The organism is Streptomyces sp. NPDC052042 (genome assembly GCF_044548345.1).
In the GTDB taxonomy this organism is placed as follows: domain Bacteria; phylum Actinomycetota; class Actinomycetes; order Streptomycetales; family Streptomycetaceae; genus Streptomyces.
Map to the genome: position 1 here is coordinate 161724 of NZ_JBIUBU010000012.1, position 20437 is coordinate 182160.

Here is a 20437-nt window from a genome sequence, read left to right on the forward strand (position 1 = left end):
GGCCTCAGCCGTCGGCCGTGCCCGTCACGCGGTGCCGTACCGCCGATCCGTCGCGCTCCTTCACCACTTCGAGCTGTGCCGGGATACGGCGGCGCAGATCGGCGACGTGGCTGACGATGCCGACGCTGCGGTCCCGTTCCCGCAGCGAGTCCAGCACGTCGAGCACCTCGTCGAGCGTCTGGTCGTCCAGGCTGCCGAAGCCCTCGTCGATGAAGAGGGTGTCCAGCCGCACGCCGCCCGCCTCATCGGTGACGACGTCGGCGAGGCCGAGCGCGAGGGCCAGCGAGGCGAAGAACGTCTCGCCGCCCGAGAGCGTCGCCGTGTCGCGTTCGCGGCCGGTCCAGGCGTCGACCACATGGAGGCCGAGACCGGATCTGCGGCCTCCGGACCGGGCGTCGGAGTGGACCAGTGTGTACCGGCCGGACGACATGCGTTCCAGCCTCGCGGTGGCCGCGGCGGCGACCTGTTCGAGCCGTGCGGCCAGCACATAGGACTCCAGCCGCATCTTGCGCTCGTTGTCCGCGGAGGTGCCGGCGGTGAGCGCGGCCAACCGGGCCACCCGGTCGTACTCCTCGCGCAGCGGGCCGAGCCGGCGCACCTCGTTCGTGGCGGCACGCGACAGCCGGGCCAGTTCGGCACAGCGCTCCTGTGCGGCGGACAGTGCCGCGGCGGTCTCCCGCAGCAGCCGCTCGGCCGTGTCGCAGGCGGCCTGCGCGGCGTCCACCGAGACCGGCGGCCCGTCGGCGGCGGTGCGGGCCGCGGTCTCGGCGAGCCGGTCGGCGACGGCGGCGGACTCCGACTGCCAGGCATCGGTCAGCCGCTGGAGTTCGCGCTGTTCGGTGTCGGTCAGCAGGCTCGTGGCGGCGTCCTGCGGGGTGTCGAACCCGGCCCGGAACGCGGCGTCGGCGAGTCGGCCGTCGGCCTCCTTGCGGCGTTGCGCGGCCGTCTCCTCCTCGCGTACCGCCGCGGCGGCCGCGGCCAGCAGCCCCGCCCTCCGCTCCAGCAGCTCGGCGTGCTCGGCGACGCTGGCGCGATCGCCCCGGGCGGCGGCCAGTATGGCTTCGAGCGACGCCTGTTCCCGGTCCAGGCCCTCCCGCAGGGAGGTGCGGGCCGCGACCCGGCGCTCGGCCAGCCGCAGCCCTTCCAGCCGCTCGGCCTGTTCCCGCTCGGCGACCGCCAGTGCCTCGCGCGCCGCGTGGGTCCCGGCGGCGGCGCGGTGCGCCTCGGCGTGCCGACGCGTCAGCTCCCCGACGCATTCGTCCAGTTCGACGACGGTGGGGTCGGCGGCGGCTTCCACAGGGGGCTCGGCGGGGGGCGGTGCGGCCCCGGAAGCGGTCGCCCCGGTCTCCGCGGACCGGGCGGCGTGAGCGGCCCCGGCCCGTTCGGCGTCCTCAGCGGCCCTCGGCTGCGGCACGGCCGACCGTGCGGCCTCCCGGGCCGTCCGGTGCTTCTCCCGCAGGATCCCCAGTTCCCGGTCGGCCAGGGTGCGCGCCTCCTCTGCCCGCCGGTGCGTGTCGAGGGCCCGTTCCTCGGCGGTCCGGTCGACATGGCCGTCGGTGGGGCGGGCGGGGGCGGGGTGGTCGGGCGATCCGCACACCTTGCAGTGCTCGCCGTCCACCAGCTCGGAGGCCAGTTCCGCGGCGATGTCGCGCAGGCGCCGTTCGCGCAGCTCCAGCCATGCCTCGTGGTCCCCGGCGGCGCGTTCACGGGCCAGCGCCAGCCGCTCGGCGGCGGCCGACACCTCCTGGGCGAGCTCGTCGCGTCGCCGGGCCGCCGCCAACCGGGTCCGGGCGGGTTCCAGTCGTCCCGCGAGCTGTTCCGCGAGGGTCGCCGCCTCCTGGGCGTCCTCGATGCGGGCCCGCAGCTCGTGCCGGGTGGCTTCCCAGTCGGCCAGCCAGCCCTTCGTCTCCTGGATCAGTTCGTCGTCGGCCCGGGCCTGGCGCTCCAGGCCGGCCCGTTCGTCGTCGATCTCCGCGCTGCGCCGCTCGGCGCGCTGCGCGGCGTCCAGACCGCCGAGTTCCTGGCGCAGCGTCCGTTCCAGTCCGGCCAGTTGTTCGGCGCCGGCATCGGCGAGGGAGGCGGGCAGCAGCGCACAGGCGAGGTTCCGTGCCTCATGGGCCTCGCGGTGGGCACGTTCGGCGTCCTCGCGCAGGTCCAGGGCGGGGGCGACCTGGTCGGCCTTGCGGGCGCGGGCGAGGCGTTCGTGGCGCCGGTCGTGGTCGGGGCGGCCGGATTCGAGGGCGGCGGCGCGGCGCCGGGTCTCCTCGTACCGCTGCCGGAGGGCGGCGCGTTCCCGCTCGGCGTCGAGGGCCAGACGGGAGGCGGCCTGCCGCTCCTCGGCCAGGGCCAGGGCGGAGGCGGCGCCGTCGAGCCGTTCCCGGGCGCCGCTGCGGGCCTGCGCGGCCCATTCCAGCACGCTGTCGGCGAGTCCGGGATCTCCGGGCTGGAGGGCGGGGAGCGCGGATTCGCGGGCGGCCGGGCCGGCCGCCTGGGCGATCCGCTGGGCGGTCGCGAGGACGCGTTCGTCCCCGGCCCTGACCTGTGCCTCGGCCGTACGGCGGAGCTCGGCGAGCCGGTCCTCCACGGCGGCGAAGCGGCGGGTGTCGAAGAGCCTGCCGAGCAGTCTGCCGCGCACCTCGGCGTCGGCCCGCAGAAAGCGGGCGAAGTCACCCTGCGGCAGCAGCACCACCTGGCAGAACTGGTCCCGGCTCATCCCGATGAGCCGGGTGATCTCCTCGCCGATCTCCTGGTGCGAGCGGCTCAGCGACCGCCAGCCGCGCTCCGGAGCGTACTCGCGCAGCCTGCTCTGGGCCTTCTCCGTCGTGAAGCCGTCGCCCTTCTTCTTGGGACGCGGCTGCGCCGGGCGCCGGGCGACCTCCAGGCGCCGGCCGCCGACGGTCAGTTCGAGGGTGACCTCGGTGGGCACGTCCGCCGGGGCGTGGTCGCTGCGCAGGGAGGCACCGGGGGTCTGGCGGGCACCGGGCACCGAGCCGTACAGGGCGTAGCAGACGGCGTCGAGGACCGAGGTCTTCCCGGCTCCGGTCGGCCCGTGCAGCAGGAAGAGCCCGGCCGACGAGAGCGCGTCGAAGTCGATGTGCTGGGTGCCGCCGAACGGCCCGAAGGCCGTGAGCGTGAGTCCGTGCAGCCTCACCGGTTCACCTCGCGCGCCGCGTCGTCCACCCGAACGTGGTCGAAGGCTCCGCGCAGCACCGCGCGTTCCCGTTCGTCCGCCGCCGCGCCGCCGCGCACGTGTGCCACGAAGTCCTCCGCGATCTGCTGGTCGTCGCGCCCTTTGAGGCGCTGTGCGTACGAGGCGAGCGGGTCCTCGGGGGCCCGGTCGGGGTCGAACACGAGGCTGAGCGTGTGCGGGAACCGCTCGGCGAGGCGGGCCATCGGTTCGGTGGGGCGTGCCGGATCGGTGAGCGTGGCCTCGACCCAGGAATCCTGGTGGCGTTCGAGCGCGGGGTCGTCGAGCAGGGCGTCGAGCCGGCCGTGGATCCTGGCCAGCGGGCGGGGCACCGGGCAGTCGACGCGTTCGGCGGTGACGGTGCCCGAGGCGTCGAGGTCGACGAGCCACATGGTCTTGCGGTGGGTGGCCTCGGAGAAGGAGTAGGCGAGCGGGGAGCCCGAGTAGCGGATCCGCTCGGTGACGGTCTGGCTGCCGTGGAGGTGGCCGAGGGCCACGTAGTCGACGCCGTCGAAGACCCCGGCGGGCACGGCGGCGACCCCGCCGACGGTGATGTCGCGTTCGCTGTCGCTGGGCTCTCCGCCTGCGACGAAGGCGTGGGCGATCACGACGGATCTGGTGCCCGCCGGGCGGGCGGCGAGGTCGGCGCGCACCCGGTCCATGGCCGCGCCCAGCACCGCCTCGTGTCCCGTCCGCTCCGCGCCGAGGACGTCCTTGACCAGAGCGGGCTCCAAATAGGGCAGCCCGTAGAACGCCACGTCGCCGTGGGCGTCCGGCAGGACGACGGGGGTGGCGCAGTGGGCGGGGTCGGTGCGCAGGTGGATCCCGGCCCGTCCGATCAGCCCGGCGCCGACGCCGAGCCGACGCGCCGAGTCGTGGTTCCCGGAGATCATCACGGTGGGCACACCGGCGGCGGCGAGCCGGTGCAGCGCGTCGTCGAAGAGTTCGACGGCGGGCAGCGGGGGCACGGCCCTGTCGTACACGTCGCCCGCCACGACGACCGCGTCGACCTCGTGCTCGCGCACCGTCGCCACCAGGTGGTCGAGGTAGGCGGCCTGGGCGTCGAGCAGGGAGACCCGGTGGAAGGACCGGCCCAGGTGCCAGTCCGAGGTGTGCAGAATTCTCACGTGCCGGCTCCGCCCCGCGTCATTGTCTTCCTCCGCCCCCGCTGCCGCTTCCGTCCCCGCGCCGTGACCGCACCACCGGTCCCGTTCCGGCCACTTCCTTCGGCCGCTCCGGTACCGGTGGGCACACCATTCTCGCCGCCCCCAGTGTTCCATCGGACCTGGCGGTGCTCGGCGCCTTCAGCCGAGAAGATCGACCGGCGTGCCGACGGAGAGCCGTTCCGCCCGCTGGTGGGCGTCCCAGGCAAGGGCCAGGTCCTGCCAGGGGAGCCCGACGGGCGCGTAGACGGTGCGGTCCGTATCCGCGACGCGGCCGGGACGGGTCCCTGCGAGCAGTTCGCCGAGGGTGGCGTGCGCGGCCCCGGGAGGCAGCCCCACCGCGGCCAGGGCGCCCGTGGCCGCGGCCAGTTCGCGGTCGTCGACGACCAGCAGTGCGGATTCGAGCAGCTCGGCGGCGAGTTCCCGCTTGCCGGGCTCGTCGGCGCCGAGCGTGGTGAGGTGCTGTCCAGGACGGGTGTCGGCGAGGCTCAGCAGCGGGGTCCGCGACCAGGTGGCGAGCAGGACAGTGTCCGCCACCGCGGCGACCCCGGCCGCCGAACCGAGGACACGGCCGTGGTGACGCCGGGCGAAGTCCGCGGCGCGCTCCGGGTCGGTGTCGTGCACCACCAGCTCGCGGAAGTCGCGCAGAGCTCGCAGGCCACGCACCGTGATCTCGGCCTGGGCACCCGCTCCGATGACGCCGAGCACCGCTTCGCCCGCCGGGTCGGGGGCAGCGAGGACGTGGGTGCCCAGGGCCGCGGCCAGGCCGGTCCGCCATGCCGTCACGGTGGCGGAGTCGAGCAGGGCGAGGAGTTCGCCGTCCCGGCCGCTGTGCAGGCAGATCACACCGCGCAGCGCGGGCCGGGCGCCCGGGAACTTGGCGTTGACCTTGACGGTGTAGGCGTCCACGCCGGGCAGCAGCCCGGGCATCAGGGCCGTTGCCGTGCCCGGGAACGGAAGTCCGGTGCGGATGCGCTGCCCGGGAACGGTGGCGGCACCGGCCCGGCGAAACCCCTCGCGCAGGGCCTCCAGGCAGGATTCCGGTTCGAGGACGGACAGGAGATCGCTGCGGGTCAGGAGCCGGGTCATGACCCCATTGTCCGCTGCGCCCGCCGCGGTCCCGCACCGCCCCTCGTCCCCGCGCACGCGCCGTGCGCCGTGCCCCGGCCGAGTGCCCCAGTACGCGCGTGGGTCGTTGGCGTCCCGGCCGGCGCCGCGGTCAGGCGTCCCCGTACGCCTCTCCGCCGAGTTCCAGCCGGGCCTCGCCCGCCGTCGCGTCGGCGAGCCAGCCGCGGAACGACTCGACGTCGGCGTCCGGCAGCCCGATCTCGATGACGACGGATTCGGTGTAGCTGACGCCGCGCACCGACCGGCCGGTGGCCCGCAGATCGTTTTCCAGCTTGCCCGCCCGCTGGTGGCCGATGGTGATCGTGGCGAGGCGGAACCGCTGCCGGGTGATGGTGCCGAGGGCGTCGATGGCCTCGCCGACCACTCCCCCGTACGCCCGGATCAGACCCCCGGCTCCGAGCTTCACCCCGCCGTAGTAGCGGGTGACGACGGCGACCACGTATCGCATGTCCCGGCGGGTCAGCATCTGCAGCATCGGAACGCCGGCGGTGCCGCCCGGTTCCCCGTCGTCGCTGGCCTTCTGCACGGAGGCGTCGGCACCGATCACATAGGCGAAGCAGTTGTGGGTGGCGGTGGGGTGTTCGGCACGTACGCGTGCGATGAAGTCCTGCGCCTCCTGTTCGCTGGCGGCGGGGGCGAGCGCGCAGATGAAACGCGACCGGTTGATCTCGGTCTCGTGCACGCCCGCTCGGGCGACGGTCCGGTACTGCTCCTGCATCCGGCCAGCCTATGCCCCGTCCGGGAACAGCCGGAGGTCGCCGTCCGTTGGCCCGATCATGTACGCAGACTCGGAGACGATCCGCAGGATTCTTCTGGACACCGGCGACACCTGGGCCGTGGTCGGCCTGTCCGACAACCCGTCGCGCGCGGCCCATCACGTCGCCGAGGTGCTCCAGCGCTTCGGCAAGCGGGTGGTGCCGGTGCATCCGAAGGCGGAGCCGGTCCATGGCGAACAGGGGTACGCCTCACTGACCGACATACCGTTCCCGGTGGATGTGGTGGACGTCTTCGTCAACAGCTCCCTGGCCGGCGCCGTGGCCGACGAGGCGGTGGCGGTGGGCGCGAAGGCGGTCTGGTTCCAGCTCGGGGTGGTCGACGCGGACGCGTACGAGCGGACGCGTGGGGCCGGGCTGGACATGGTCATGGACCGCTGCCCGGCGATCGAGCTTGATTCCCTTCGTTAGCGCACCCTGCGGGGAGATCGACAGAGCCCCGTCCTCCGGGTGCGGCGGAGGACGGGGCTCAGTCGCTGGTCAGGTCACGTGGCCGCAGCTCTGGCATACGAATTGGGACATACTCGTCGGGTTACCGTTGTCATCCGTCTCCACGGTGCGGTACATCGTGCCGCCGCACTGCGGGCAGCCTTGCGTCTCTATCCCCTGTCCCATCCTGGCCTCCATCTCGGCAATGGCCGCGCGATCATTGATTCGGCGTGGGTCGAGCTTGTCCAACTCGTCGTCCAGGAGCGCTATCGCGCCCACCCGCTCAGCCTCCCGCTGCTCGACATCAGCGGCCGTGTCGCCGACAACAGCGAAACGGGGGCACGCCGGGCAGACCTCCCGGCCGGCGTATACATCCGCGGCCATGGGGACGCTGCACCGAGGACAGATCACCTACTACACCTACCCGTCTACTCCCCTGGCAAAATGGTGGCCCCGTTAGTGCATGAATCTACGGCGTGTGCGCCGCCCGTCCGACGAGGAACGCGACGACTGCGACCCACGGCAGCGAACGCGACGACGCGGCCGTCGTACGGGCGCTCACGCGCCCTCCAGGCGGCTCACCATCGCCACGTCGGACCACTCGCGAGCGAAGTGGGCGTGGTCATGCAGACGGCCCGTGTGCGTCATGCACGCCTCATTGACAGCATCAATGTCGGCCGACGGGTCAATCGACCACCCGCAGTCAGGTGATAGGCATCGTGCGGTCAGCGATACTTCGCTCTGGGGCGCCGTCGTGATTTTGTGCATGACGTATCTCAGTACAGATTTCATCGGGTCCTCTGCCGCTTGGTGTACGGGTGGGGATGGCGCCGGATTTCCACGGCGAGTTCCGTAGCGTGCGACGGATCGAACGCGGGGCCAGGCGTAGTTGCCTGGCGCCACTGCTTTATGAGTACCCCGCAGATATCGCACCCTGTCGCCCGCCGGGGCGGTGTCGGCGCTCTGCCGCCCAACTCCACCGGACGTGGCACCCACATTGTCTCCACCCCTGCCCGTGCGAATTCCGTTGTGAGGACTCTAGGGAAACCAATGCGAGCCGGGTGGTGACTCGATGGTGACTGCGTGGTGACAGGTCTATTCTGGCGTCATGGACGGGGAGGACTTCATCGGCAGTGTCCGCGAGGTGCTGAGCCGCCGCGGGATGTCGATCCGTGCTGCCGCACGCGAACTGAGCTACGACCACGCCTACTTATCGCGCGTGTTGTCGGGGAAGCAGGAGCCGTCCCTACACCTCGCCGATGGACTCCGCGCCCTTGTGAGGGATGATGCGCGGCCACTGGCGTTGGTCGATCAGGAGCTGGACGACGACGGCTACGTGCGATCCGCCGTAGCTCATCTGCTACAGCACACCAGCCGGTTTGGCGGCGCACATGTGGCCGATGCTGTCGTCCAGGTGTGGCGGGCTGAGCAGCGCAAGCTGGACCGGCTTGCAGAGGCGTCGACACAGCTTGTGGGCGCCGTCAGCGAGATCGCGCAGATTGCCGGGTGGATCCTCATCGATGCCCACCGGACCGACGAGGCGCGACGCGCGTTCGTGGAAGCGCAGATGCTTGCGCGCCAGGCCGGCGACGGCCCACGGCTGTGGTTCTCCCTGGACATGCTTTCCATGCACGGCGTGCAAGAGGACCGCCCCAGGGAGGTGCTGCGCATCTCTGACGAGCTGGATTCGGCCTACGGGCTGCCTCCCCGGGTCGCTCTGATCACCCGCGTCCGCCGTTCGCGCGCACTGGCACAGGCAGGAGAGCGGTCCCGGAGCCTGGCCGAGATGAACCGTGCCCGCGGAGACCTTCAGGAGTCCGTCAGCCCCCGGGATCCGGCGTGGGTTTGGTGGATCACCGAAGCGGAGGTGGTCGGGCATCTCGGCGAGGTGCTGATGTCACTCGGCGACTACGCTGCGGCAGTTCCCCACTTCCAGCACGCCCGAGAAGCCACCCCGCCTGGTGGGCGCAGGTGGCTGGATTGCAGCGTTGCCGAACTGTCCGCGCTCACTGCGGCGGAGGCGTGGCGGGACTGTGACACGCTCCTTACCAGCCTGGCGCCGCTGCTCGATGTCGTGGCGTCCACTCGCAGCCGCACGCGTCTGGCGCAGACCCTCCGGGTCGTCGAGCGGGATGCCCCGCCGTGGCTGGCGGCCACCGCGCGGGACGTGGCGGAGGCGTGCTGACGTGCTACCAGTCGGCAGCCGTGTGCCCCTTCCCGTCGCACGTAGTGCACTCGATCACATCCGGCTCACCCTGACGCAGGGGGCCGTCGCACTCGTGCGCGGAGGGGCTCTTCGTCCGCCCCGTGCCGTGGCACTCCCAGCACACGACACGGCCGATAGGGATCTCGATGTCTGCCGCGATCGAGATACCCGTGTTGGACGGCTAGTTCCGTGACCTGCGCCCTCCGCCCTGCAGGAGCGTCGTCCGGTCTCGGGCCCGGCTGCGCGGTGTCCGCGCGCGGTGCGGCGGCCGTACGGCGTGACTGCCGCGCGGCACCCTCGCGGTGTCGCGCCTTCTGTCCGGCTGCGCGGGGTGTCACATCGGCGGGCGGCTGGGAGAATGGCGGGCCATGATGACCACGACGCCGTCGCCGGGCGTCCACCACGGCCGGGCGGAGCTCGCGGCGCAGCTCTCCGGGCTGGGTGTGGAACGGGACGGGGCCCTGCTGGTCCATGCCTCGATGCGGGCGGTGGGCCGGGTGGACGGCGGGGCCCGGTCGGTGGTGGGAGCGTTGCGGGACGCCCTCGGCGAGGGCGGCACGCTCGTCGTCCCGTCCTTCACCCCGGAGAACTCGGACACCTCTCCGCAATACCTCGACCGGGTACGCGGTCTGACCGACCGGGAGCGGGCGGACGTGCGGGCGCGGATGCCCCCCTTCGACCCGGCGAAGACGGCCGCGCCGTCGATGGGCCGGCTCTCGGAGACCGTGCGGCTGACCGAGGGGGCGCGGCGCAGCGGCCACCCGCAGACGTCCTTCGCGGCGATCGGTCCCCTGGCCGGTGAGCTGATGGCCGGTCACCGCCCCGATTGCCATCTCGGCGAGGACTCCCCGCTGGCGCGTCTCTACGAACTGCGGGCCCAGGTACTGCTGTTGGGCACCGGGTTCGACACGTGTACGGCGTTCCATCTCGGCGAGTACCGGATGCCGTCGCCGCCCCGCCGTCGCTACCGCTGTGTGGTAGGGGCCGGTGGCGGGCGCCGGTGGTGGGGATACGAGGACGTCGCGCTGGACGACGGCGATTTCGCCGCTCTGGGAGCGGACTTCGCGCGTGCGGACGGTGGTGCGGCGGTGCGGAGCGGCCCGGTCGGTTCGTCGGCCGGCCGGCTCTTCCGCCTGGACGCCGCCGTCGATTTCGCCGCCCACTGGCTGCCCTCGCACCGGACCGGTGCCCGTGCGCCGGGCCCCGTGCCCGGCGGAGGAACCCGGTGACACGGGTCTTCGGCGTACCGGCCCGCTTCACCGCCGCACCGGCGCCCTGACCGGTGCGGGCCGCGTTCGCTCCGGCAGGGGTGGTGCCACCGCCGTACCGCCGCCGTCGGACGGCCGTGTACGGGGGTGTGCGGCCTCAGTCGCCGGACGGGTGGGACGCCTCGCCGGATTCCGCCAACGCCAGCAGTTGCTCGGGCGTGACGTCCGAGGGGATCGGCACCGGGGCGGGAGTGCGCAGCGGCGGCTGCCAGCCCTTCTCCGGGTCCCAGCTGCGCACGACGCGGGCGGGGGCACCTGCCACCACCGCGTGGTCGGGCACGTGGCCCCGCACCACGGCGCCCGCGGCCACCACCACGTTGCGTCCGAGGGTGGCCCCCGGGAGGATCACCGATCCGGTGCCGATCCAGCAGCCGGGACCTATGGCGACCGGCTCCATGCGGGGCCACTGCCGGCCGATCGGCTCGTGCGGATCGTCGTAACTGTGGTTGGTGGACGTGATGTAGACGTAGGGCCCGCAGTAGGTGTCGGAGCCGATGGTGACGCTGGTGTCGGCGACGACATGGCTGCCCCGGCCGAGCACCACACCGTCGCCGAGGGTCAGGATCGGTTCGGGCCCGAGGTCCAGATCGGGCATGAGCCCGGCGGTCAGCGTGACCTGTTCCGCTATCACGCAGTGGGCGCCGAGTTCGATCCACGGCTCGCCGAAGACGGTGCCCTGCGGGAAGGCGAGCCGGGTACCGGCGCCGATCCGGCCGAACCGCAGTCCGCCGGGGTGCTCCGCGGTGATCGCCCCCCACTGCCGTACCCGGCGCCAGCCGTGGTGGACGGCGTGGGAGAGGACGCGCCGCCGCCAGGCGGCGAGGGAGGAGAACGCGTTCCTGTTCTTCGGCACCCGCTCACGGTAATCCGCGTCGTCCGGCCCGATGAGCGCGACCGCCTGTGATGTTCACCCCACTCGGCGGCCGACCGCCGGTCGCATACCGTTCCTTGGACGCGGTCGGAGATCCCCGAGCGCGCACCGGCCGAGCACACGGGAGCGGGCGATGACAGAACGGGCATGGGTGACGGAAGTCGGCGGCAAGCGGCCGGAGGTCGACGCGGACGCCTTCACCGCGCCGACCTCCGTCGTGGTCGGCGAGGTCACGTTGGAGGCGGGGTCCAGTGTCTGGTACCACGCCGTACTGCGCGCCGACTGCGGCCCCATCGTGATCGGCTCGGACAGCAACATCCAGGACAACTGCAGCGTCCACACCGACCCCGGTTTCCCGGTCACCGTCGGCGAGCGCGTCTCGGTCGGGCACAACGCGGTGCTCCACGGCTGCACCGTCGAGGACGACGTCCTGGTCGGCATGGGAGCCACCGTCCTCAACGGCGCCCACATCGGGGCCGGTTCACTGATCGCGGCGCAGGCGCTGGTACCGCAGGGCATGCGGGTACCGCCTGGTTCCCTGGTCGCGGGAGTGCCCGCCAAGGTCAAGCGGCACGTGACCGAGGAGGAGCGCGAAGGCATCCGGTTCAACGCGGCGGGCTACATCGAACTGGCCAAGGCGCACCGCCGGGCGCACGAGGACCGCCAGGAGGGCTGAGCGGGAGGACGGAGCGGCCTCGGTCCCTCCCCTCGGCCCGCTCTCCCGGACCGCTTCTTCGAACCGGCGTCGTCCGCCCGGAGGCCGGGCTGTGCGGCATCCGGCACTGCGGTCGCACAGCGGGGATGCGCCAGGTTCCGGCCTCCGGGCGGACGACGCGAAGAGCTGCCGCTCCCCTGTGGGCCGGGGGTGCGGCAGCCCGGTGCAGGCGGTCCTGGGATCAGGCGTTGGGGCGGAGCGTCCAGATGACGGTCATCTCACCGGTCACCGCGCCGTCCGCGCGCCGGATCTCGATGGCCACGGGGAATTCGGGCCGCTCCCCGCGGTCCAGTTCCGCAACCACGTCGGCCACCGGACGGCCCAGCGTCGCCGTCGCCGTGACCTCGCCCATGGCCAGCTTCTTGTAGCCGATCTCCGCCCGCACGGCCAGCGGTACGGCACGCGACAACTGGTCGCCGAAGGCGGCAAGGACGATCGCGCCGCTCGCCGACTCCGCCAGCGTGAACATCGCTCCGGCGTGGGGGCCGCCGATGTGGTTGTGGTATTCGGCCTGGTCCGGCAGTCGCACCACCGCACGTTCGGCGGTCGTCTCCAGGAACTCCAGGCGCAGGGTGCGGGCCATGGGGACCGTGGCGGCGAGCATCTCGCCGACGGTCGTCTGTTCAGCGCTCATGACCAGATGTTACTCACGGGTAGGACCGCTTGGCCATCCCCGGCACCTCGCCCCCGTTCCGCCCCGTTCCTCCCGGCCCCACAGCCCTCCCCTCCGCTTCTTTCACCATCCGCTCACGGGGGCGGGCGTAGCTGACCGGAGGACGCCCCCTTATCGTTACTCGGCATGTGGCCAGGACAGCAGCCGCCCGGGGGCGAGCAGAACCCGCAGGACCAGAACCAGAACCCGTATCAGCAGCCGGGGTACCAGCAGCAGAACCCCTATCAGCAGCCGGGGTACCAGCAGCAGGGACAACCTGGACAGCACCCGGGTCATCCGCAGCACGGGCAGCAGCCCGGCTACCCGCAGCCGAACCCGTACCAGCAGCCGACCGTTCCGCAGTACGCGGTCTCCGGTCCGCCCGGCGCGCCGAAGCCCGGTGACGACAAGAAGAAGACGGTGGCCGTGGCGATCGTCGCGGCCACCGCGGTCGTGGTGGCGGCCGTCGTCACCGGCGTCGTCGTGATGAACAAGGACGGGGACAAGGGGGAGAACGTCGCCGACGACAAGAAGTCCTCGGCCCCGGCCGAACCGTCCGAGTCCGCGGCCTCGCCGGAGGCGAACCCGCGCGCGGACGGCGAGGACGACAAGCCCCTCGTCGCGGGCTGGAAGGTGGTCACCAACCCCAAGTGGGGCACGCAGTTCGACGTGCCCGGGGACTGGGAGGTCGGCGCTCCCGGCACGTCCTCGTACTTCGAGGACGAGAAGAAGGGCGACCACTCGCCCTTGATCGGGTTCTCCGCTCCCTCGTACTTCAAGAAGCGGTGGTGCGTGGACGACTCCGACAAGGACGGCAACGAGGAGACCTCCAGCCTGGCCAGCGCCGGTACCAGGGGCGCCCAGGGCGCCACCGACGCCGCCAAGAACGCCCACAGCGAAGCCGGCACCTGGGTGTGGGGCGCGTTTGCGCAGCACATGCCGCAAAGCACCATCAAGTTCACCCCGGCCCGGCAGTTCACCACCAAGTCGGGACTCACCGGCCAGGTCGTCACCGCCACCGCCCCCGGTGTCACGAAGAAGAAGAAGTGCGACAGCGACGGCAAGTCGATCGCCTTCACCTTCAAGAACAAGAAGGGCGAGTTCGCGTCCTGGGTGCTGTACGCGGCCGCCGACGTCCCTGACGAACTCCCGGACGCCACGATCGAGAAGATCCTGAGCACCGTACGGCTCGTGGACGTCACGCCGTCCACCTGACCCGCCGGCCTTCCCCGGGGCCGGCGCGTGCGTCCGCCGGCCGGCCCGACTCCGCCGACCGGCCCCGGTTAATCCGTTGCGCGGCGGGAGAGCGGCCACCATAGTCCCGGGGTGACGACCGATTCCCTCCCTGACGCCCCCGCACTTCCCGCGCGCCGTTCCGGCCGCAACTACCGTCTGCTGACCGCCGCCGCGATCATCACGGGCCTGGGCACCCATGGCGCGCTGATCGCGGCGGCGTTCGCCGTTCTGCAGTCCGGCGGGGACGGAGGCGACGTCGGCCTGGTGGCCGCCGCCAGGGCCGCCCCGCTGCTGCTGTTCCTGCTGGTCGGCGGGGCGGTCGCGGACCGGTTGCCGCGCCACCGGGTGATGGTGGCGGCGAACGCCCTGAACTGCGTCTCCCAGGCCGCGTTCGCCTGGCTCGTCCTGTCCGGCGAGGCGGAACTGTGGCAGATGATGCTGCTCACCGCCCTCTGCGGAACCGGGCAGGCGTTCTTCAGCCCGGCGGCCGAGGGCATGCTGATGTCGAGCGTCGACCGGGAGCAGGCGAGCCGCGCCTTCGCCCTCTTCCGGATGGCCATGCAGGGGGCGACGATCGGCGGCGCCGCGCTCGGCGGCGCCATGATCGCGGCGATGGACCCGGGATGGGTGCTGGCAGTCGACGCCGCGGCCTTCGCGGTGGCCGGCGCGCTGCGCGCCTTCCTGGACGTCAGCCACATCCCGGAGCGCGAACCCGGTGGCGGGCTGCTCTCCGATCTGCGGGACGGCTGGCGGGAGTTCATCGGCCGACCGTGGCTGTGGAGCATCGTGGCGCAGTTCTCGGTGGTGGTCGCCGCCGTGGGGGCGGCCGAGTCGGTGTACGGTCCGCTGGTCGCCCGCGACGAACTGGGCGGCGCCCGGCCCTGGGGGTTCGCGCTCGCCGCGTTCGGGGCGGGCACGCTGGGCGGAGGGCTCCTGATGACGCGCTGGAAGCCCCGGCGGATGCTGCTGGCCGGAACGCTCTGCGTCTTCCCGCTGGCCCTTCCCCCGGCGGCGCTCGCGGTACCGCTGCCGGTGACCGGCCTCTGCTTGGTGATGCTCCTCAGTGGCGTCGCCATCGAGGTGTTCGGGGTCGCGTGGATGACGGCCATGCACCAGGAGATCCCGGAGGAGAAGCTGTCACGGGTCTCGGCGTACGACTGGTTCGGTTCAGTGGCGATGATGCCACTGGCCACCGCGCTCGCCGGTCCGGTGGAGACGCTGGTCGGGCGAAGCCAGGCACTGTGGGGCTGTGCAGCGCTGATCGTGCTGGTCACCGCGGCCGTGCTCTTCGTACCCGACGTACGCCGTCTGACCCGGGCCACCGACGGGACAAAGGTGGCGCTGGAGCCGCAGGAGCGGGTCTCAGCCGATCCCGAAGGCTCCGTCGGGCGGCTCGGGTGAGTCGGCCGCCTCGCCGTCCCCGACCGGCCGGGCGGCCCCGGTGAACCGGGCGAGCGCCTGTCCGTGCTCGACCCGGGCGGGAAAGGCGTCGGCGGCGCAGAGCCGGGTCAGCGCCGCGGTGTCGATCGGGTACCGGGAGGCCACGAGCACGGCGTTGCCGAAGCGCCTGCCGCGCAGCACCGCGGGCTCGGCGATGAGCGCGAGTTCCTCGAACACCGCCCCGAAAGTGGCCAGTTGGGAGCGGAGGAAGTCGAAGGGGGCACCGTCCGCCAGGTTGGCCGCGTAGGTTCCGCGCTCGCGCAGTGCCCGTCGGGCGGCCCGCGCGTACTCGACGGTGGTGAGATGGGCAGGCACCCGGGTGCCGCCGAAGACATCCGCGATCAGGAGGTCGACGGAGCCGGGCGGGACCCGCTCCACCAGGCCGCGGGCGTCGGTGCCGTGCACGGTGATCCCGGCGTCGTCGGGGACCGGGAGGTGTTCGGCGACCAGGGCGAGGAGACCGAGGTCGGCCTCGGCGACGTCCTGGCGGGAGCCGGGCCTGGTCGCGGCGAGGTAGCGGGGCAGGGTGAGGGCGCCGCCACCGAGGTGGAGCACGTCGAGCGGCGCGCCCGGTGCCGCGGCGCGGTCCGCGACATGGGCGAGCCGCTGCGCGTACTCGAACTCGAGGTGTTCCGGCGCGTCGAGGTCGACGTACGACTGGGGTGCGCCGTCGACGGTGAGCAGCCAGGCCCTGTCCCGGTCCACGTCGGGGAGGAGTCTGGCGGTGCCCTGGTCCACGTCCCGGACGACGGGTATCGGCTCGTTCACCCTTCCATTGTGCGGTGCCGGATCAACCGCTCACGACCGCGGCGACGGCGTCGGCGTGTGCCGCCGCCTGGACCAGTCCGGCGCGGGCCGCCGCGGCCCTGCGGCTCGGGTCGAGGGGGTTGCGGCCGAAGGCGCGCCGTGCCGCCGGGTCCGGGGTGATGACCTGGACGCGGGAGCCCCGCGCGGCGAGCCGGGCCGCCTGCGCGCGCGGCGAGGCGATGACCTTGCTGCCGCTCGCCGTCGGGGCGATGACGACGACGCGTCGGCAGCCCTCGGCGAGATGGGCGTTGGCCGGGGAGTGCACTCCGCCGTCGATCCAGGACCGTCCGCCTGCGGTGGCGACGGGCCAGACGGCCGGGACGGCGCAGCTCGCGGTGACGGCGTCCACGAGCGGCACCCCGCCGCTCCCGTCGAAGGCGTGGAGCTCGCCGGTGGCCGCGTCGACGGCGGTGATGAGCAGCGGGCGTTCGGGCCAGTCGGAGGAAGGAAGGCGGTCGGCGATCGCGGCGCGTCGCTCCTGCGGCGTGACGCCGGTCCGGGCCCGGCGGGCGATCCCCGCCAGTTTGCGGCCGTAAGCCTCGGGCGTGCGCGCGGACAGCAGGGCTCCCGCATAGCGCAGCAGGGCCGCCGCGCCGAGCCGTCCGCCGGACATGCCGTGCGGATCGGTGAGCTGGAGTTCGTGGAGTTCCGCCAGGGCGAGTGCCCCGGAGGCCAGTTGCGCGCCGACCATCGCGCCCGCCGAACTGCCGACGATCAGGTCGGCGGTGGTCAGGTCGATTCCCGTCTGTGCCAGCCCGTGCAGAATTCCGGTCTCCCAGGCGCTGCCGGTGACGCCGCCGGCTCCGAGTACCAGTGCTGTGTCTGCCATGGCGCCAGTCTTGCCCACGGCACGGGGCCCGCCCCCTCCCGGGTGGGGGGCGGGCCCCGGCCGAACGCCGGGCGTCAGAGCACCGCGGTGACGGTCCCGGCGCCGACGGTGCGGCCGCCCTCGCGGATCGCGAAGCCGAGCCCGGTCTCCAGGGGCACGTCACGGCCCAGTTCGACGGTCACGTCGACCGTGTCCCCGGGACGGGCCACCGCCACCGGGCCGAGGTCGACGTCTCCGACGACGTCCGCGGTGCGGATGTAGAACTGCGGCCGGTAGCCGGTGCCGACCGGGGTGTTCCGGCCGCCTTCACGCGCCGTCAGGACATACACCTGCGCCCTGAAGTGGCGACGGGGCGTCACACTGCCGGGGGCCGCGACGACATGTCCCCGACGGACCCGGTCGCGCTCCACCCCGCGCAGCAGCAGGGCCACGTTGTCACCGGCCTGGGCGGACTCCATCGGCTTGCCGAAGGTCTCCAGGCCGGTGACGACCGTTTCGACGTCCGGCCCGAGCACCGTGACCCGGTCGCCGATCCGTACGGTGCCGCGCTCGACGGCTCCGGTGACGACGGTGCCCCGGCCGGTGATGGTCAGGACGTTCTCCACCGGCAGCAGGAACGGCGCGTCCGTGTAGCGCACCGGCATCGGGACGTAGGTGTCGACCGCGTCCAGCAGCGCCTCGACGGCCGAGGTCCACCGCGGGTCGCCCTCCAGGGCCTTCAGGCCCGACACCCGTACGACGGGGACGGAGTCGCCTGCGTAGCCGTGCGCGGTGAGCAGCTCGCGGACCTCCAGCTCGACCAGGTCGGTCAGTTCGGGGTCGCCCGCGTCCGCCTTGTTGAGGGCGACCACGATGTGGTCGACGCCCACCTGACGGGCCAGCAGGACGTGCTCGGCGGTCTGCGGCATGATCCCGTCGAGCGCGGAGACGACGAGGATCGCGCCGTCGAGCTGGGCGGCTCCGGTGACCATGTTCTTGATGTAGTCGGCGTGTCCGGGCATGTCGACGTGGGCGTAGTGGCGGGTGTCGGTCTCGTACTCGACGTGCGCGATGTTGATGGTGATGCCCCGCCGGCTCTCCTCCGGCGCCCGGTCGATCCGGTCGAACGGGACGAACGTGCCGGTGCCGCGGTCGCTGAGGACCTTGGTGATCGCGGCGGTCAGCGTGGTCTTGCCGTGGTCGACGTGGCCCATGGTGCCGATGTTGAGGTGCGGCTTGGTGCGGACGAATGCCGTCTTGGACATGGCTCATTCCTGTGGGATGCGAAGCTGGGAGAAGACCCCGGAGTCCTGCCGACCCTCCCCTTGCGGGGCCCGCCGGACTGTGGGGGGAGGGTCAGCTTCGGGCGCCGTCGACGAACGCCGCCGCGACGACTGCCGCTGCGACGACTGCCGCTGCGATGAGGGCGTTCACGGCAGCCTTCGGCGCGTCCGCGACGGCGGACGACGCTGCGAGGAAGGCGTACCGGACCATGGCCCCGATGATGGCGGGGATGGTGCGGCGGCGTCGACCGGTTTTCCCGGCGGTCCGTCCGGTGGTCGTTCCGGCGGGGCGGCGGTCCGGGGGCGCGCTGGTCCCTCCGGTCCGCACGCGGTCGGTGCGCGGCACGGTCCATGCAGGGGCGGTCCGTGCCGGGGGCGATCCGTACGCAGGATCGTCACCGCGTGTCCGGGGCAGGATCGTCGCGCGCATCCGCGCACCGTGCGTGCGCGGGCCCGGGTCCATGACCGGACACCGGGTGTTCAGGGCTGAGATGCCCGTTCGCTGGTCCGGGTCCACCCGCCTTCGCGCGCCCGGTGCTTTCACGGGAGTTCGGCCCGCCGTCGCGCACGGAGGTCGGCTAGTCTCCCCGCATGCTCGACCCCGCCACCGACGTCCGGCCCGCCGACGGCCTCGCCGTGCGCTGCACGAGGGCGCTGCTCTCGCCGTGGACCCGGTTCTCGCTTCTCGTGATGGTGCTGCTGGCGGCCGCGATGACGATGCTGCTGTTCGAGCCCCAGCGGCTGCTCACCACCGGGTGGCCGGGCCGAGCGGGCGCGGGCGGCACCGCGGTGGTGCTGTTCGGTGTCGGTTACGGGGCCTGCACGGTGGCCTTCGTCCCGCGCCCCTTGCTCAATGTCGCCGCCGGGGCGCTGTTCGGTGCGCAGGCGGGGCTGGCCGCCGCGCTGGCGGGCACGGTGCTGGGCGCGGGCGTCTCGTTCGCGCTGGGCCGGGTGCTCGGGCAGGACGCGCTGCGCAGGCTGCTGCGGGGGCGCTGGCTGAGGGCGGCGGACGGTCAGCTGAGCCGGTACGGTTTCCGCTCGATGCTGGCGCTGCGGCTGTTCCCCGGTGTGCCGTTCGCGGCGGCGAACTACTGCGCGGCGGTCTCCCGGATGGGGTACCCGGCGTTCCTGGCGGCGACCGGACTGGGTTCGGTGCCGAACACCGCCGCGTACGTCATCGCGGGCAGCGAGGCCGCCTCACCGGCGTCGCCCGCCTTCCTGGCGGCGACGGGCTTCATCGTGCTGACGGGGCTGGGCGCGGCCGTCGTCGCCTGGCGCAGGCGGCACCGTCTCTCCGACGAGTGAGTCCGGGCGCCTCGCGACAGGCGGTCCGGGCCCGTTTCCACCGGGTGGACCGGGGCCCGGCGCGACGGTGCCGTGCCGGGCCCCGGTCCGCAGCCGCGGCAGGGGTACACGTCATCCTGTTCATCCAGGGGCGATACCCTGCCCGCAACCGACCGCATTCATCCGGGCCTGGTACGACCCTGCCCGCATCTGACCTCGAATCCGCATGTTTCCGACGGCCATCACGTCTGTCGGCGGATGCACGATCACTTCCGGGATGGCCAAAGCCCCATGAGCTGGTTCGAATCCTTCGTCCTGGGCCTCGTTCAGGGACTGACCGAGTTCCTGCCGATCTCCTCCAGCGCGCATCTGCGGCTCACCGCGGCGTTCGCCGGGTGGCACGATCCGGGTGCGGCGTTCACCGCGATCACCCAGATCGGCACGGAGGCGGCGGTCCTCATCTACTTCCGCAAGGACATCGCCCGGATCATCTCGGCCTGGTCCCGTTCACTGTTCGACCGGTCGATGCGCGGCGATCACGACGCCAAGATGGGCTGGCTGGTCATCGTGGGTTCCATCCCCATCGGCGTGCTCGGGGTGACGCTCAAGGACCAGATCGAGGGGCCGTTCCGCGATCTGCGGCTGACCGCCACCATGCTCATCGTGATGGGCCTCGTCCTCGGCTTCGCCGACCGTCTCGCCGCCCGTGACGAGGTGGGCGGGAGGCACCGGGCCAGCAAGCAGCGCAAGACGCTCCGGGAACTCGGCGTCAAGGACGGTCTGATCTTCGGCTTCTGCCAGGCGATGGCCCTGGTCCCGGGCGTCTCCCGCTCCGGCGCCACCATCAGCGGCGGTCTGCTGATGGGCTACACGCGCGAGGCGGCGGCGCGTTACTCGTTCCTGCTGGCGATTCCGGCGGTGCTCGCCTCGGGCGTCTTCGAGCTGAAGGACGCGGGCGAGGGACACGTCTCGTGGGGGCCGACGATCTTCGCGACGGTCATCGCGTTCGGCGTGGGGTACGCGGTCATCGCCTGGTTCATGAAGTTCATCACGACCAAGAGCTTCATGCCGTTCGTCGTCTACCGCGTTCTCCTCGGGGTGGTGCTCATCGTCCTGGTCGCGACGGGCGTCCTGAGCCCCCACGCGGGCGAGTCCGCGGGGTAGCCGGCGCCGGGACGGCCACGGTC

Annotated in this window: 19 protein-coding genes; 8 read left to right on the forward strand and 11 right to left on the reverse strand. The window is 72.7% G+C overall.

Going from position 1 to position 20437, the window contains the following annotated elements; genetic code table 11:
- Positions 1-4: 4 nt before the first annotated feature.
- The 4 genes from ACIHCL_RS21060 to ACIHCL_RS21075 all read right to left on the reverse strand — a co-directional run bounded on the left by ACIHCL_RS21060 (position 5) and on the right by ACIHCL_RS21075 (position 6196).
- A complete protein-coding gene (locus tag ACIHCL_RS21060) occupies positions 5-3151 on the reverse strand; it encodes an AAA family ATPase (RefSeq protein WP_399863881.1) in 3147 nt (1048 codons plus the stop codon).
- Positions 3148-4314: an exonuclease SbcCD subunit D gene (locus ACIHCL_RS21065; protein WP_399863883.1), complete on the reverse strand. Its 1167-nt coding sequence runs from the start codon at positions 4312-4314 to the stop codon at positions 3148-3150. Before ACIHCL_RS21065 ends, ACIHCL_RS21060 begins: the two co-directional genes overlap by 4 nt.
- A 177-nt stretch (positions 4315-4491) precedes the next feature.
- Positions 4492-5439, reverse strand: coding sequence for an ornithine cyclodeaminase family protein (locus ACIHCL_RS21070; RefSeq protein ID WP_399863885.1), 948 nt, complete (start codon positions 5437-5439; stop codon positions 4492-4494).
- A gap of 130 nt (positions 5440-5569) precedes the next feature.
- Positions 5570-6196 (reverse strand): YigZ family protein, encoded by a 627-nt coding sequence (locus ACIHCL_RS21075; RefSeq protein ID WP_399863886.1) that lies wholly within the window; start codon positions 6194-6196, stop codon positions 5570-5572.
- A gap of 58 nt (positions 6197-6254) precedes the next feature.
- On the opposite strand from ACIHCL_RS21075, the gene ACIHCL_RS21080 reads away from it, so the two are divergent.
- The gene (locus ACIHCL_RS21080) at positions 6255-6662 is read left to right on the forward strand and encodes a CoA-binding protein (protein WP_399863888.1); all 408 of its coding nucleotides are present in this window, start codon (positions 6255-6257) and stop codon (positions 6660-6662) included.
- Between the two features lie 69 nt (positions 6663-6731).
- Here the strand turns inward: ACIHCL_RS21080 and ACIHCL_RS21085 are convergent, their stop codons facing one another.
- Positions 6732-7064, reverse strand: coding sequence for a hypothetical protein (locus ACIHCL_RS21085; RefSeq protein ID WP_399863889.1), 333 nt, complete (start codon positions 7062-7064; stop codon positions 6732-6734).
- Between the two features lie 724 nt (positions 7065-7788).
- Between ACIHCL_RS21085 and ACIHCL_RS21090 the strand changes: the two genes are divergently transcribed.
- A complete protein-coding gene (locus tag ACIHCL_RS21090; RefSeq protein WP_399863890.1) occupies positions 7789-8865 on the forward strand; it encodes an XRE family transcriptional regulator in 1077 nt (358 codons plus the stop codon).
- A 389-nt stretch (positions 8866-9254) separates the two neighbouring features.
- Complete coding sequence (locus ACIHCL_RS21095) at positions 9255-10115, forward strand: aminoglycoside N(3)-acetyltransferase (RefSeq protein ID WP_399863891.1); 861 nt, start codon at positions 9255-9257, stop codon at positions 10113-10115.
- A gap of 136 nt (positions 10116-10251) precedes the next feature.
- Here ACIHCL_RS21095 and ACIHCL_RS21100 read toward each other — a convergent pair whose 3' ends face one another.
- Positions 10252-11007 (reverse strand): acyltransferase, encoded by a 756-nt coding sequence (locus ACIHCL_RS21100; protein ID WP_399863892.1) that lies wholly within the window; start codon positions 11005-11007, stop codon positions 10252-10254.
- A gap of 151 nt (positions 11008-11158) precedes the next feature.
- Between ACIHCL_RS21100 and ACIHCL_RS21105 the strand changes: the two genes are divergently transcribed.
- Positions 11159-11701 (forward strand): gamma carbonic anhydrase family protein, encoded by a 543-nt coding sequence (locus ACIHCL_RS21105; RefSeq protein ID WP_399863894.1) that lies wholly within the window; start codon positions 11159-11161, stop codon positions 11699-11701.
- Between the two features lie 220 nt (positions 11702-11921).
- Here ACIHCL_RS21105 and ACIHCL_RS21110 read toward each other — a convergent pair whose 3' ends face one another.
- A complete protein-coding gene (locus ACIHCL_RS21110; RefSeq protein WP_399863895.1) occupies positions 11922-12374 on the reverse strand; it encodes a DUF4442 domain-containing protein in 453 nt (150 codons plus the stop codon).
- A gap of 165 nt (positions 12375-12539) precedes the next feature.
- Here ACIHCL_RS21110 and ACIHCL_RS21115 point away from each other — a divergent pair, with 165 nt between their 5' ends.
- Positions 12540-13607 carry a hypothetical protein gene (locus tag ACIHCL_RS21115; RefSeq protein ID WP_399863896.1) on the forward strand — a complete coding sequence of 356 codons (1068 nt, stop codon included), beginning with the start codon at positions 12540-12542 and terminating at the stop codon, positions 13605-13607.
- Positions 13608-13718: 111 nt separating this feature from the next.
- On the forward strand, positions 13719-15029 hold the full coding sequence (locus ACIHCL_RS21120) for an MFS transporter (protein ID WP_399863898.1): 1311 nt from the start codon (positions 13719-13721) through the stop codon (positions 15027-15029).
- Here ACIHCL_RS21120 and ACIHCL_RS21125 read toward each other — a convergent pair.
- From ACIHCL_RS21125 to ACIHCL_RS21140, 4 genes are all read right to left on the reverse strand, one after another.
- Positions 14991-15836 (reverse strand): spermidine synthase, encoded by an 846-nt coding sequence (locus tag ACIHCL_RS21125; protein ID WP_399863899.1) that lies wholly within the window; start codon positions 15834-15836, stop codon positions 14991-14993. The genes ACIHCL_RS21120 and ACIHCL_RS21125 overlap by 39 nt on opposite strands.
- 22 nt (positions 15837-15858) lie before the next feature.
- Positions 15859-16704, reverse strand: a complete 846-nt coding sequence (locus ACIHCL_RS21130) for a patatin-like phospholipase family protein (protein WP_399863901.1) — start codon at positions 16702-16704, stop codon at positions 15859-15861.
- Between the two features lie 74 nt (positions 16705-16778).
- Positions 16779-17948: an elongation factor Tu gene (gene tuf / locus ACIHCL_RS21135; protein WP_399863903.1), complete on the reverse strand. Its 1170-nt coding sequence runs from the start codon at positions 17946-17948 to the stop codon at positions 16779-16781.
- A gap of 91 nt (positions 17949-18039) precedes the next feature.
- Positions 18040-18396 carry a hypothetical protein gene (locus ACIHCL_RS21140; protein WP_399863904.1) on the reverse strand — a complete coding sequence of 119 codons (357 nt, stop codon included), beginning with the start codon at positions 18394-18396 and terminating at the stop codon, positions 18040-18042.
- Between the two features lie 161 nt (positions 18397-18557).
- On the opposite strand from ACIHCL_RS21140, the gene ACIHCL_RS21145 reads away from it, so the two are divergent.
- Positions 18558-19271 (forward strand): TVP38/TMEM64 family protein, encoded by a 714-nt coding sequence (locus ACIHCL_RS21145; protein ID WP_399863905.1) that lies wholly within the window; start codon positions 18558-18560, stop codon positions 19269-19271.
- 270 nt (positions 19272-19541) lie between these two features.
- Positions 19542-20414 carry an undecaprenyl-diphosphate phosphatase gene (locus ACIHCL_RS21150; RefSeq protein WP_399863906.1) on the forward strand — a complete coding sequence of 291 codons (873 nt, stop codon included), beginning with the start codon at positions 19542-19544 and terminating at the stop codon, positions 20412-20414.
- The last annotated feature ends 23 nt before the right edge of the window (positions 20415-20437 follow it).

Excerpts from the sequence above, each read along its gene's own strand:
- ACIHCL_RS21130 (WP_399863901.1), bottom strand. The coding sequence starts at position 16,704 with ATGGCAGACACAGCACTGGTACTCGGAGCCGGCGGCGTCACCGGCAGC.
- ACIHCL_RS21140 (WP_399863904.1), bottom strand. The coding sequence starts at position 18,396 with ATGCGCGCGACGATCCTGCCCCGGACACGCGGTGACGATCCTGCGTAC.
- ACIHCL_RS21085 (WP_399863889.1), bottom strand. The coding sequence starts at position 7,064 with ATGGCCGCGGATGTATACGCCGGCCGGGAGGTCTGCCCGGCGTGCCCC.
- ACIHCL_RS21095 (WP_399863891.1), top strand. The coding sequence starts at position 9,255 with ATGATGACCACGACGCCGTCGCCGGGCGTCCACCACGGCCGGGCGGAG.
- ACIHCL_RS21070 (WP_399863885.1), bottom strand. The coding sequence starts at position 5,439 with ATGACCCGGCTCCTGACCCGCAGCGATCTCCTGTCCGTCCTCGAACCG.
- ACIHCL_RS21090 (WP_399863890.1), top strand. The coding sequence starts at position 7,789 with ATGGACGGGGAGGACTTCATCGGCAGTGTCCGCGAGGTGCTGAGCCGC.
- ACIHCL_RS21105 (WP_399863894.1), top strand. The coding sequence starts at position 11,159 with ATGACAGAACGGGCATGGGTGACGGAAGTCGGCGGCAAGCGGCCGGAG.
- ACIHCL_RS21075 (WP_399863886.1), bottom strand. The coding sequence starts at position 6,196 with ATGCAGGAGCAGTACCGGACCGTCGCCCGAGCGGGCGTGCACGAGACC.
- ACIHCL_RS21150 (WP_399863906.1), top strand. The coding sequence starts at position 19,542 with ATGAGCTGGTTCGAATCCTTCGTCCTGGGCCTCGTTCAGGGACTGACC.
- ACIHCL_RS21115 (WP_399863896.1), top strand. The coding sequence starts at position 12,540 with ATGTGGCCAGGACAGCAGCCGCCCGGGGGCGAGCAGAACCCGCAGGAC.
- ACIHCL_RS21080 (WP_399863888.1), top strand. The coding sequence starts at position 6,255 with ATGTACGCAGACTCGGAGACGATCCGCAGGATTCTTCTGGACACCGGC.
- ACIHCL_RS21145 (WP_399863905.1), top strand. The coding sequence starts at position 18,558 with ATGCTCGACCCCGCCACCGACGTCCGGCCCGCCGACGGCCTCGCCGTG.
- ACIHCL_RS21110 (WP_399863895.1), bottom strand. The coding sequence starts at position 12,374 with ATGAGCGCTGAACAGACGACCGTCGGCGAGATGCTCGCCGCCACGGTC.
- tuf (WP_399863903.1), bottom strand. The coding sequence starts at position 17,948 with ATGTCCAAGACGGCATTCGTCCGCACCAAGCCGCACCTCAACATCGGC.